The 12,085-nt window shown below is 41.3% G+C and carries 13 protein-coding genes; 10 read left to right on the top strand and 3 right to left on the bottom strand.

The features are described from left to right. The first annotated feature begins 50 nt into the window (after positions 1 to 50). Positions 51 to 980, top strand: a complete 930-nt coding sequence (locus H532_RS0106260) for a carbohydrate ABC transporter permease (protein ID WP_425426238.1) — start codon at positions 51 to 53, stop codon at positions 978 to 980. Beyond that, the gene (locus H532_RS0106255; protein WP_027724778.1) at positions 977 to 1,798 is read left to right on the top strand and encodes a carbohydrate ABC transporter permease; all 822 of its coding nucleotides are present in this window, start codon (positions 977 to 979) and stop codon (positions 1,796 to 1,798) included. The genes H532_RS0106260 and H532_RS0106255 overlap by 4 nt, the downstream gene beginning before the upstream one ends. A gap of 540 nt (positions 1,799 to 2,338) precedes the next feature. On the opposite strand, the gene H532_RS0106250 is transcribed toward H532_RS0106255, so the two are convergent. Then, positions 2,339 to 3,658, bottom strand: a complete 1,320-nt coding sequence (locus H532_RS0106250; RefSeq protein WP_027724777.1) for a 6-phospho-beta-glucosidase — start codon at positions 3,656 to 3,658, stop codon at positions 2,339 to 2,341. After that, complete coding sequence (locus tag H532_RS0106245) at positions 3,645 to 4,637, bottom strand: N-acetylglucosamine kinase (protein ID WP_027724776.1); 993 nt, start codon at positions 4,635 to 4,637, stop codon at positions 3,645 to 3,647. Before H532_RS0106245 ends, H532_RS0106250 begins: the two co-directional genes overlap by 14 nt. A 471-nt stretch (positions 4,638 to 5,108) precedes the next feature. Between H532_RS0106245 and H532_RS0106240 the strand changes: the two genes are divergently transcribed. The 8 genes from H532_RS0106240 (at position 5,109) to H532_RS18060 (ending at position 10,983) form a co-directional block, all read left to right on the top strand. Beyond that, entirely contained in the window at positions 5,109 to 5,360 is a 252-nt protein-coding gene (locus tag H532_RS0106240; protein WP_027724775.1) for a hypothetical protein, read from the top strand. A gap of 414 nt (positions 5,361 to 5,774) precedes the next feature. Next, entirely contained in the window at positions 5,775 to 7,142 is a 1,368-nt protein-coding gene (locus tag H532_RS0106235) for a hypothetical protein (protein WP_027724774.1), read from the top strand. Between the two features lie 226 nt (positions 7,143 to 7,368). Further along, complete coding sequence (locus tag H532_RS0106230) at positions 7,369 to 7,740, top strand: hypothetical protein (protein WP_155994995.1); 372 nt, start codon at positions 7,369 to 7,371, stop codon at positions 7,738 to 7,740. Continuing rightward, the gene (locus H532_RS0106225; protein WP_027724772.1) at positions 7,737 to 8,024 is read left to right on the top strand and encodes a hypothetical protein; all 288 of its coding nucleotides are present in this window, start codon (positions 7,737 to 7,739) and stop codon (positions 8,022 to 8,024) included. Before H532_RS0106230 ends, H532_RS0106225 begins: the two co-directional genes overlap by 4 nt. 1 nt (position 8,025) lies before the next feature. Continuing rightward, entirely contained in the window at positions 8,026 to 8,769 is a 744-nt protein-coding gene (locus H532_RS0106220; RefSeq protein WP_027724771.1) for an ATP-binding cassette domain-containing protein, read from the top strand. Between the two features lie 285 nt (positions 8,770 to 9,054). After that, the gene (locus H532_RS0106215) at positions 9,055 to 9,462 is read left to right on the top strand and encodes a helix-turn-helix domain-containing protein (RefSeq protein ID WP_027724770.1); all 408 of its coding nucleotides are present in this window, start codon (positions 9,055 to 9,057) and stop codon (positions 9,460 to 9,462) included. Then, the gene (locus H532_RS0106210; protein ID WP_027724769.1) at positions 9,452 to 10,246 is read left to right on the top strand and encodes an ImmA/IrrE family metallo-endopeptidase; all 795 of its coding nucleotides are present in this window, start codon (positions 9,452 to 9,454) and stop codon (positions 10,244 to 10,246) included. Before H532_RS0106215 ends, H532_RS0106210 begins: the two co-directional genes overlap by 11 nt. Further along, entirely contained in the window at positions 10,243 to 10,983 is a 741-nt protein-coding gene (locus H532_RS18060) for a PIN domain-containing protein (protein WP_245566422.1), read from the top strand. Before H532_RS0106210 ends, H532_RS18060 begins: the two co-directional genes overlap by 4 nt. Positions 10,984 to 11,312: 329 nt before the next feature. Here H532_RS18060 and H532_RS18055 read toward each other — a convergent pair whose 3' ends face one another. Further along, positions 11,313 to 11,987, bottom strand: coding sequence for a PTS transporter subunit IIC (locus tag H532_RS18055; protein ID WP_051263180.1), 675 nt, complete (start codon positions 11,985 to 11,987; stop codon positions 11,313 to 11,315). Between the last annotated feature and the right edge of the window lie 98 nt (positions 11,988 to 12,085).

Genomic DNA, 12,085 nt, shown 5'->3' with positions numbered 1-12,085 from the left:
GAGGGATATCCAACGTGACGTTACAACCTGAGACGAAAACTCACCCTACCATAAAACCGAAAACAAAGAAACGGCTTTCGAAAGATCGATGGCTCGCATTTCTCTTTATATTACCGTCTATTATTCTTATTGCTATTTTCGTCTACGGCTTCATTGCCTGGACAGGTTATGTTTCCCTTAGTAATTGGAATTCACTTGTCCCCGATCTATCCTTTGTTGGACTGAAAAACTACTTATTTTTATTTCATGATTTCCGTTTCCAAGCGGACTTGCGCAATACCCTCTTTTTTACGATTTTGTTTATCTTGTGCGTACTCATTTTAGGATTGTTTTTAGCCGTCTTATTGGACAGGAAAATCCGCGGCGAATCGGTCTTTCGCAATATTTTCCTTTTCCCGATGGCTTTATCGTTTATCGTTACCGGCGTCGTCTGGCAATGGATTTTGAACCCGTCCACCGGGGTGAATTTAATCCTTCACAAGCTTGGCCTCAAACCGATGTGGTATACGAGCGTTTCCGTGATCCCGGGTGTGGAATGGGGGAAAATCCAATTCGGGATTCCAGTGGCTATTATCGCTGTGGTGATTGCCGCCGTCTGGCAAATGACGGGTTTTTCCTTGGCGATGTATCTCGCAGGACTCCGCGCCATACCGGAGGAACTACGGGAAGCCGCCCGGATTGATGGCGCAAACGAATTTCAGGTCTTTACGAAGGTCATTTTCCCGCAACTTATGCCGATCACTGTCAGCGTCATCATCATCATGGCCCATATATCTCTGAAAATCTTTGACTTGATTTACGCCATGACCGGCCCTGGCGCCAACTTCGTGACTGACGTTCCCGGTGTTTATATGTATGAAACGACATTCCGCGGCAACTTCTACGGGAATGGTGCAGCCATTGCGATCATCATGCTATTGTTTGTCGCCATCTTCATCGTTCCATATCTTATTTCCAGCCGCAAAGGGGGAGAATCATGACAGCCAAAGCATTCACTCGCCCTTTGATGTATCTGATCTTGGCTTTATTAAGCATTCTTTTTTTGATACCGGTCTATGTCGTGATCGTAACAAGTCTGAAGCCGCTTGATGAAGTCACTCTGGCGAAGATGTGGGCATTGCCGACTCACATCGACTTCAGCAGCTATGCCGAAGCTTTTTCAAAACTAGCACCTAACTTTTGGAATTCTGTGTATCTCGTCATACCGGCAACCATACTCTCAGCCTTTCTCGGCTCCTTGAACGGGTACGTGCTCTCGAAATGGCGTTTTAAAGGGGCGGATTGGATTTTTACCGCCGTTTTGTTCGGGATGTTTATTCCGTATCAAAGCATTTTAATACCGCTGATCCGTTTTTTAAGTCATATTGGTCTTTACAACACGATCCCCGGACTTATTTTGGTCCACGTGGTCTACGGCATTCCGATTACGACACTCATGTTCCGCAACTTTTATGCGAGCATACCGATGGAAATGATTGAATCCGCGCAAATTGATGGCGCCGGTATATTTAAAATTTACCGCCATATTATGATTCCGCTCTCGCTATTGGGCCTTGTGGTCGTTGGCATTTGGCAGTTCACAAACATTTGGAACGAGTTCCTTTTTGCGGTCACCATTACAACAACTGACCAACATCCCATCATGGTTGCCTTGCAAAACCTTTCGGGAAGCCAAATTGTCCAGTGGAACGTGCAAATGGCCGGTGCGATTATCGCTGCCCTACCGACCTTGCTCGTGTACATTTTCCTCGGAAAATTTTTCGTCCGCGGCATGCTCGCTGGTTCTGTAAAAGGTTAAAAGCTTGACTAATTGGAAAACGCCTGGGAATCCGCGGGCGTTTTTTTACTTTCAGAAAATCAGCCGGAATCGTTTATTACTTGGATTTGGCACTTATTGTCGGATTGGAGATACAAATATTGGTAGAACGATACCTGTTTTGCTCTCGTTTTTCCAGTAAATTCAAGCTAAAGACCTTTTTCAAAAAATTTTTCAACCCGAAATGGCAGATAGAGCCGCGCTAAATGTCATTTTGGTCGGCTTCCTACTCCAAAATGGTCTTTTGAATACAGGTATTGGAAAAACTATCCTCGAAACGGTCACGTTTTTCCAGTAAATTCAAGCTAAAGGCCATTTCATAAAATTTTTCAGACCAAAATGGCTGATAAAGCCGCGCTAAATGCCATTTTGGATCGCTTCCTGCTCCAAAATGGTATTTTGGTTACAGATATTGGGAAACCCCATCTGTATCACTTATCCAATGCTCTGTATCGAGTCCAGTAAGCATAAGATTCCTCTGCCAAAAATGAACTTTTTACTCAGGCCACCGCTTTAAAGCCTTCAGTTACTAAAAAACTGCGGCAGATACTCGCGGTTTTCTTCAAGGATGTCATCTAAAATTTTCTTTGCAACATCTATCGATCCGACCAACGGGTGGATCGTTAGCGCTTGAAGTCCCGCGTTATAATCGCCGTGGACAGCGGCTTCAACGGTCAATTCCTCGTAGGCTTTGACAATTTGTAAAAGCCCTCTTATTTTTGGAGTCATCTCGGTAGTGATTTGAACCGACCGGGCACCCTGAGAATCGATGACACAATTGACTTCGATCGAGGCGTCATCCGGCAGACATGGGATTGTGCCATTGTTTCTTACATTTACCGTTTGAATATCTTTTTTATTATTGTAAATGGATGAAATCAGATTGATAGCCGCCTCCGAATAATAAGCTCCGCCCCGTTGTTCAAGTTGTGGCGGTTTAACAGCGAGATTTGGATCCTTATAAAGTTCGAATAACTCTTCTTCCACTTTTTTCACAACATCTGCCCGAGTCCCTTTCGTCTTTAAGTCCTCTAACTGCTGTTCTAACATTTTGTCCTTCATATAATAATAGCGATGATAGGAACATGGCAGGGCACCTAGTGACAATAAAAACGCTTTATCCCAACCAAAGTCGGGAATATTTTTCATCGTCAAACCACTTGCTTCAGCTGCTTTATGTAAAATGCTTTCGGTAATATCCACTCCGTCCACTAGGATTTTAGTTGTCCAGTTTAAGTGATTGATGCCGACCATTTCAATCTCCACTTTTGATACGTCCACATCGCAAAGCTTTGCGATCTGTTTACGTGTACCAATGGGTAAGTTACATAAACCAATCGAACGAACATTTGAATATTTTATCACTGCCTCTGTCACAATCCCTGCTGGATTCGTAAAGTTTAAGAGAAAAGCATTCGGGGCTAACGCTTCAATATCCTTACAAATATCTAAAATGACCGGAATCGTTCTAAGGGCTTTGGCAAACCCTCCCGCACCTGTGGTTTCCTGCCCGATCCGGTTATAACGAAGCGGAATGCGCTCATCTCGAGCCCTTGCGTCAAGTAAGCCTACACGAATTTGCGTGGTAACAAAATCTGCATCTTTTATCGCTTCCTGCCGGTCAAAAGTGAGATGAATATTTATAGGCACACGGGCTTTTTCAACCATCCTTTTCGCTAACCCACCGACAATTTCAAGTTTTTTTCGGCCTTTTTCAATATCCACAAGGTAAAGATCTTTAACCGGAAGTTCATGATAATGATTAATGAATCCTTCAATCAATTCAGGTGTATAGGAAGAACCACCACCAATAACGGCTACTTTAAGCTCATTCTTTTTCATCTTGATATCCTCCGTATTGAATAAACTTTTCTTCCACCTCTTGAGATACCTCAATCCCTAATTGATCCATGCCAAGTAAGACCGCCCCATATACAGGCGCCATTTTGGGGATGCGGAGTTTAATGGCATATCCCTCTTTTTCAATAACAGCTTTTGTGGCGTTAATTAAATGAGGACTTCGCCCCTTTTGGACGACACTTCCGACCATCACAATCGGTATCACCGTTCCTTCAAATCCCCCTAATCTTCTGATGACAGATACCGCCGCCATCCCGAGTTCTTTCCCCGCCTCTTGAAGTATGCGAATCGCTACCTTATCACCTTTTTCTGCGGCATCATGAAGGATGATGGAAAGATCGGCCGGAATCCGTGTGACACCTTGATCCAGACACCCATGGAACATCGCTTCTACGGAGTCAAAACCTAAAAAGGACGGGACTGTTTCGGTTAAAAGGGTTGGCTCTTCACGTTGTTCCCAAGAGCGGATGGCCGCGCGAAAGGCCTCTATAGCTAAAGATTGACCGCCAACCCCTCTACCATCCCCATATAAATAACCAAATCCGCCCGTTTGCACCGTCTTCCCTTCGAAATTTCTTCCCGCGGCATTTGTACCGCTTCCGCATATCAGCACCACACCGACATTTTTGGGACTCCCTGTTCGTAGGCCTTCCATCGTATCACAGACAACATCCCACTTTGCAAAAGGAAGTTGAGAGAGTTGCGGCCTGAGGATCTTCAGATCTGTTTCTCTATCTGCTCCGGCAAGACCGTATTGCACAAAATCAATATCGGATGGCTTTAGATCTGCTTGTTTAAGAGCTTGTTGAATGGACGACTCAATATTTTTCATGGCTCGTTCAAGTCCCACCTGATGATTTCCGCAACCCGTTAGCCCTTCACCTAATTTATTACCTTTATCGTCTGTTATGACGGTGTACGTCTTGCTGTTTCCACCATCTACCCCCATGATATAAGCCATTCTCCCACCCCTTTTAGGTCAATGATTCAACCATTTTATGAATAACTTAATTATTATTATATGGTAAGCTGCGGTTTTATTTTTAACTTTTAGATTATTTTGCTTGAAATCTTTCATTTTGAGGAAAGAGAACAAAGCTTTTTTAAGGTAAAATGTTCGTCGGCAGAGCATATCTAGTAAAAAAAAGAGCTTTGCTTTCCTAAGCCTTTCGGGTGAAGGCTAAGTCCAATCGCCTAAGCCTCATTAAAAACTACTAGAATAGTCAACGACCCCAGCTGGATCAGACCCCCTGGAAGCCAAATTTCCGCTTGCGTAAAGCCAAATATACTTGTATAAAACTGGTAATATAGACCTACATAAATTAACATAGAATTCTACAAAAATGGTTCATTTTGACTATTTCTTCCACCCTTCTATTTATTTAAAATATAGTAAAATAGAAGGCTTGCAACGGAGAGGAGATAGATCTACATGCAATCAGCTGTAATGAACATGTCCGGATTGCTTTATCTCCAACTCATGCGGATTGGGCAGTTTTTTTCCATCAAAAGCGAAAAGAAAAAAGCGGTATTGGCTAATCCGTTAGTCGTATTCGTCGTCGTGGTTGCCGTTATTTTTATCGTTTGGGCTCTCGGCGAGCTTCTTTGTTGGAAACATGGAAAGAGCCATTTTGTTTTCTCATCGAAAATAAAGGATGGCGTATTCCGCCTAGGCTGTCGATAAAAAATTACACTTTGCAAGCCTTCTATTTTTAAACACAGTAGTTACTGACTGCTCTTCTGGGGGTTATACTTTCGCGATTTTTAAGGTAATTGGCTTAAAAACCAGCGGTATAAGTACATTGTTCGCAAATTCATGAAATCCACGTTGTAGTACAACCCTTATTACCGCTTTTGATTCCAAAATTTCATTAAAGCAAATTTCTATTTTTTGAACAAGGTTATCACTATGAAATGCCGATGCTACCGGAGTGCTCAGTTTTCAAAATGCATTTAGCCATACAAAAATTCTGCTGTTGCCAAAGTTATGCCTTTTGGCTATAAATACCATCGTCACCACTTTGGCATTCAACCTATGGCGAGTTTGCGTTTTTATCCTAAGCTCACGTTGGAAAATTGCCAATGGAGGGGGAATGGGATGAAGAAATTATTTAATTTTGCTTGGTTAATGGTGATCAGGTTAAGGAACAGGGCGTTAATTTATCTGTATCAACGGCCAGAGTCAGCCTTTTTCTTCCTTTTATTAATTCTACTGGGAGCTGGGCTCGTGGCCTTTGCACCAGCCCTGTTCAGTTTTCATATCGACATGGTACCGGAAATGTTTCCAACAGCAGCGTATATTTTCCTAATCGGCGGTCTGATGCCGTACATCTTTTTTATGACAAGGGGAAAGGCATCGGAAGATACCGAGGGGTCTTTACTCCACTATATTACCGCAAGTTTTCTTAAGCATCTCAAAAACATTTTTGCCTTTGTGAGTCCTTGTGTATTGTCTGTGATCTTGCTTTATCTGATCTTATCGATTTATGATAACATTCATCTGCCTTACGCGCTTTTATATTGGGAAGGAGCTGTGCAAGTCTATTTTCTCACAGCATACGCGATCGAACGGATACTGCAAAAAGGATTATCCTATTACATCACACCGCGCTACCAAACTTTAACGAAGTACGGGATATTCCTAGGGCTTCTTTCGGTGGAGCTTGCGATTCCGATTCACAGAATGCTTGGCAGATGGTGGCTTTCCAAATCTGTGCCGGGCTATGTCTTATTTCTACTATTATTAATGGGCTTCGCCATGTATTTATTAGTAAGCGCAATTAAAGTAGAGTATCGGAATCAGCAGTTAATGAGTCAAAGAAGGCTGAAATGGCTTAAGCGTTACAACCTCGGTTACAGTTTCTTGGTCATCGTCCACAGCAAAGATTACTGGCTTTTTAACTTCTTTTCTGCCGTGTTTATTGCGGTGATATCTAAACTCGCCAACCACTATTCCAGCATGAATGACGTGTATGTTCTAGCTTTTATTCTTGGGGGGACGAGTTTCATCTTTGCCAATTTGGCGAAAACAGCCGAAGCGATCGCTGTACTCCGCTTATCACACATAAAATACATTGGTCATCTCTTGCATCTTTATTTTGTCGTCGGAGCGGTATTTCTGTTACTATACCTCAGATTCATTGCGTCCTTACACCATTTGAACTTTTATTTTTTATTAAACGACATCGATTACATCCATACCTTGATCATGTTTTACTTTTGCTTGTACGCGGCGATTGTCGTTTACTATCTCTTCCATCGATTTTTTGGCACGTTTGCTCAACTTATTTCTAGTATTTTTATCCTGCTTATGACATACAGAGTTTTACCGGAGTTTGAAAGCCGGGTCGAGGAACTCGGGACATGGTATGGGGTGGCTGCGGGGTATGGATTTGCTGCGGTAGTCTTGGTGGTGATTGTATGGCTTGTGATTGGCGGTTACCAAAATGAAACGACCTTACGTTAAGGAACACTTCACCTCTCTCAAGCCTTTTGGGCGAAGGCAGAGCTTTTGTGGTCCTGGTACTGGCTTGAAAAAATATAAAAAAGATCCTCCATCTTCTACGGACGGAGGCCACCCCCGCAAAAGCCCAATGCCAAGCCGTCTTGCGAAACAGTACGGGTACTTATTGTATCTTTGTTTTTGTAAAAATATACTGATATTAGTCTTCATCATTATCGCTGGGTGGCTGATGATTCGGAATACGGAAATAGCTGTTGTGCTTAGCTTTATTTATGCGGTCCACGTCAGCTTTCACGAGTTTGGCCATATCTTCTTTTTGGAAAAATATCACATTCCCTACCAATGCCAGAGTACGCGTTGGTCGGTGGAAATCACTTATTGTCCGTCAACCTTTGGTCAGCTTGAAAAAAGACAAAAACTGTTCATTATCTTGGGTGGTTCGCTGTTTAGCATTTTACTTGATGTGATTTTAATTTTACTACCCGACCGAGACGTCATCGCTACTTTTGCGGTACTTCTTATTATCGTTGAAACTCTTAACCTCATTTTTGGCAAAGATGCCAGAGTATTGGAACAAACATTAAAGGAGAAATCGCAATGAAAACATTACGGGTCTATGTCATTATTTGGTTTCTAAATGCCCTGATTGGTTTTTTCATTTCCTTTTACCTTCTATCAAAAAATCTCACCAGCCCCGTGAAACATACGGTGGATCTTCCGACAAAGTCCTTTCAGATGTACCGGCTTTTGACGAACGGCGAAGTGGAAATCCATTTTATGAACATCATCATCGCTGCCGTGCTTTTAGCTATCCCCATCACCCTAATTGTTTTATGGCTCAGCCGTTTAATTAAAGGCTATTTTACGAAGCGGGGAAGGGTATAACATGCTCAGTCAAATTGTCATTAATGATTTATCCGTTTCTTATGGCGGCAAGGAAGCACTCACGGGGGTTTCAACCCATTTTGAAAAAGGCCGTTTGTACGCTCTCATTGGCCATAACGGAGCCGGAAAAACGACGCTTATAAAAGAAATTTTAAAAGCAAATCTGAAACAAACGAAAATCCGCTATATCACGGAAAACGGGGACAAATCGGATAAGAAACTGAAATACAAAATGGCCTTTTCTCCAGAAAAACCCGTTCTGTTTGAAGACCTGACTGTGCTGGAATACATCACTTTTGTGTTAAAAATGTACGAGGCGTATGACGACAACCATTTGGAAAAGGTCGATGCCCTCTTAAAAAGCTTTCGCCTTGAAAAAGAGAAAAACAAATTTATTTTTGCCTTATCGAACGGGATGAAGAAAAAGGTCGGCCATATTGCCGCCCTCGCCCTAAACGCCGATTTTATTTTTCTTGATGAACCCTTTGCCGCCTTGGACCCGATCTCGATTTACGAATTAAAAAACTATCTGCTCGCCCATCGGAACGAATCGGCTTTTGTTCTTTCGACACATCAACTCGACATCATTGACAACTTAGCCATTGACCCTGACCAGCTTCATATCCGCCTTCTCAATCAAGGCCATCTTCTGTTCAATGGCACCAAAACCGAATTGCTGGCCCCCGAACCCTTTAACACCATAGAAGAAGCCTACCTGTTTTATCACGAACCGGGCGCTGTTTGATGACATCGCCTCACCTTTGAAAAGGCAAGCGGAGAATACGCCAAGACAACTAAAAAAATCCATTCAGGTTTAAACCCCGGCACAATCCGTTGTGCCGATTATTTTTTATCGGAAAGTGGTCAGTGTTTTGCGTTGTTATCCGCTTTTCGGGGAAAAATATTATCGAAAAGGGGCATTTTAATAATTTCCCGCATAAAATAATTATATATTCCGCTTTTTGAGGAAAATATATAGAAAGCTCGCCCATTCTTATTTATAATGAAGGTAGGTATGGAGGTGAAGGTAATGGCAAAAACCAACAAAATTGTCGGTCAAAATGTCAAAGAGTATATAGAGCGTAAAGGTTTAAAACATTCATGGGTAATGGAACGCACCGGTATTAAGAAGACCGCTTATTATAAGTTCTTAAAAGGTGAAGGAAATGTGGAGGAGTATGTAGAAAAGATCAATAAACTGTTCCGCATTAATGATCCATTCTTTTTTTACAAGGAAGATATGGCATTTACAGAAAAAACATTAAAACGCAGCCGGTCTGATTCCTTTATGGATTATGTAGCACTTTCGTATCATGGAACAGTGGACGAAGAATTAAAAAAGGGCATGCAGCTTTTCGGCGAAATGGTTGAATTGATCGATGTGCTAAAATCAGTCACCCATTCAGGGAATCCTAGGGGTGAGTCCATTGATCACTAAAGACAATCTCGTAATGATTCTTGAGCATAACAAAACACATTTACCGAAAATCAAAAAGGCACTGGACAGCATTTCCTCCCTTGGAGATCCTCTTACCAATGTCAAGCCGCTAGATTTTATCAAAACTTACCTTTATGAACATACCAATGTATTACAGTTTCCAATACAAAACCCCGACTATGGCGGGCTTGTGTATTATTATAATGGCGATTATTATATCCATATTAATACCGCACAGCCAAGAATATATGAAAATTTCATGTGGGCCCACAAGTTTTATCATTTCTTTTTTGACAGGGATAATATTAAAAATCCCGAACAAAATTTTATCAAGATTGATCAGATTTATGATGAAAAAGAGCGGCTCCCTAATCTCTTCGCGTCTGAATTTTTAATTAATGACTTTGTGTTAGAAAGAAGTTTCCGTTTTTTAGATACCTTTTACACAAAACAATCTCTTCCGGAAAAAGTGATGCGATTAATCAATATCTTTCAAATCCCGTATAAAGCACTTGTTGTTAAACTCGCTCAAAACGAATTGATCTCAATCAATGATGCGAAAAAAGCTTTAGACTATGATTATCGAAATCGTATCCCCCATGATATGGACAAATCATTCTTTGAGCCTAGTTATACAATAAATTTCAGTGGGTTTGAAGGACTTTTTGATAAAGCAAAAGGACTGATGCATGAAGAGGATCTTCAATCAATTAAGAAATCATATAGTAAGATCTATGAACAATTACTGGCGTCGGTGCACAGCCAAAGGAGGACTGAAAGATGAAGGTCCTCGAAATTCCTGTTTTAGAATCGGTACGCCCATTTTTTTCTGTCGATGCAAAGCGATTGTACCGGTCGCTAAACGAATACCAATCTTTTTATATGTTAGATAATATGTTTTTAACAAAATTAGGGAAACAACTATCGCATTTGCCGCTATTACTAAAAGGGTATCATCAATCTCCGATTTTCCTTATTCCAGATGTCGTGTTAGAAGAGTCTTGTAGAAATATCCCTACAAAGGAAAGATATAACGATTATTACCTTGAACTTTTTAAACAATTATCTGATACGAAACAGCTATACCTGATCTCGTTGGAGTCTATTTTTCAATTACTAGAAAATGGAATGGCGAAAAAACAAGACATATGTAATGCGATAAAATTACTTGCTCTGGAAGCTTTCAGAGTAAATAGAGATATTATAAAAAATCTACAACGCTTCGATTTAAGCTCTTCCAATGATCTTCCGAAACTGAAACAAATCATTTTACATAGCGGTAAAAATGCAGGCGAACGTTTTATTATCCTTTTTTCATTATTGCTTGTTCATCAGTACTACGGTCCTGCCCATATATGTAGTGATGACGGAAAAGGTATATATACAATGTATAGTACCTTTGTTAATAACGAAAATTTATTTCGATTATTAGATCTTGATGATTTTTTGACGTTTAATAAGGAATACATCCTGATGTCCTATGATCACATTCTACAGTTATCGTTTAAAATTCGAAATTGAGCCCGGATGAAATCTTTCCTTTTTTACAGATGAGCGGCCGAGACGAATCAAGAAAGGTCGTCTATTCTTTGGACGGACAGTCCTACTATACCTCCATAGATAATGCTAATTTAGCAAAATGGATAGAAAAAGGGTGTATAGAAATATTTTATTAACATTGTCCCGAAAATTAATCGAAGACCATTGTATTTGGATACAAATATTAGAAGGCCATTCATAAGGAAAAACGACCCGAATTTTCGAGTCGTTTTAAACCGATGTTTTGGGCTCCGTTTATATTTCCTCTCCCTAAACTGAACACGTTACAAATTGGAACTGACCCTTTGATATTATTTAGCCATCTCTTGATTGTTTTGGAGCTCCCTAGTCGTCCATCTTCTTCCGAGGAACCAGAGGACCGCCACAACGACTAGAAGAACAATAATGCCAAGAATGATATTATCGGAGATGAGTTTCGTCCATTTAGCAAAGGCGAGTCCTGCCGTCGCATAGAATGGGTCACCGAAGGTACTGCCGGTTGTCGCTAAATCTCCTGTGCTCGGGAGCAGTAATCCTGTACCAATGGCCAGAACGACGCCAACAATAAACGGTCCGACAATGGCCCCTTTCCATCCACCTGTGCTGTTTCCAAAGATCCCCGCCGTACCACCTGCGAAGAACGCCGGTACGATGCCCGGAAGAATGATGTAGACGGAATGAAAGCCCATTTGTACGAACATACCAATAATCATACCAATAAACATTGAGATAAAGCCTAAAAGCAGCGAAGTCGGGCCATATGGGAAGACGACCGGACAATCCAAAGCGGGTACGGCACCCGGAACAAGTTTACTTGAAATCCCAGTAAACGCTGGCATAATTTCCGATAACATCATGCAGACACCTGCAAGGATAACCGTGACACCAGCCGCAAAGGTCAAGCCTTGAATAATGGCAAACATGATCGGATCCGTGGAACCGCTTACGTTTTTAGCAACAAAACTATATCCAGCGATTAAAACCACGATTAAGTAGGGTCTACTGAATAACAAAAAAATGTTGATTTAACAAGGGTTTTTCACTTTTTTGTCGAATTTATATGCAAGGGTATGATTCGGAAACT

This window comes from Tuberibacillus calidus DSM 17572 (assembly GCF_000430685.1).
Taxonomy (GTDB): domain Bacteria; phylum Bacillota; class Bacilli; order Bacillales; family Sporolactobacillaceae; genus Tuberibacillus; species Tuberibacillus calidus.
Note: the sequence above shows the minus strand (reverse complement) of the source record. Positions and strands in the feature narration are given on the sequence as shown.

Excerpts from the sequence above, each read along its gene's own strand:
- H532_RS0106255 (WP_027724778.1), top strand. The coding sequence starts at position 977 with ATGACAGCCAAAGCATTCACTCGCCCTTTGATGTATCTGATCTTGGCT.
- H532_RS0106250 (WP_027724777.1), bottom strand. The coding sequence starts at position 3,658 with ATGAAAAAGAATGAGCTTAAAGTAGCCGTTATTGGTGGTGGTTCTTCC.
- H532_RS0106245 (WP_027724776.1), bottom strand. The coding sequence starts at position 4,637 with ATGGCTTATATCATGGGGGTAGATGGTGGAAACAGCAAGACGTACACC.
- H532_RS0106240 (WP_027724775.1), top strand. The coding sequence starts at position 5,109 with ATGCAATCAGCTGTAATGAACATGTCCGGATTGCTTTATCTCCAACTC.
- H532_RS0106235 (WP_027724774.1), top strand. The coding sequence starts at position 5,775 with ATGAAGAAATTATTTAATTTTGCTTGGTTAATGGTGATCAGGTTAAGG.
- H532_RS0106230 (WP_155994995.1), top strand. The coding sequence starts at position 7,369 with ATGATTCGGAATACGGAAATAGCTGTTGTGCTTAGCTTTATTTATGCG.
- H532_RS0106225 (WP_027724772.1), top strand. The coding sequence starts at position 7,737 with ATGAAAACATTACGGGTCTATGTCATTATTTGGTTTCTAAATGCCCTG.
- H532_RS0106220 (WP_027724771.1), top strand. The coding sequence starts at position 8,026 with ATGCTCAGTCAAATTGTCATTAATGATTTATCCGTTTCTTATGGCGGC.
- H532_RS0106215 (WP_027724770.1), top strand. The coding sequence starts at position 9,055 with ATGGCAAAAACCAACAAAATTGTCGGTCAAAATGTCAAAGAGTATATA.
- H532_RS18060 (WP_245566422.1), top strand. The coding sequence starts at position 10,243 with ATGAAGGTCCTCGAAATTCCTGTTTTAGAATCGGTACGCCCATTTTTT.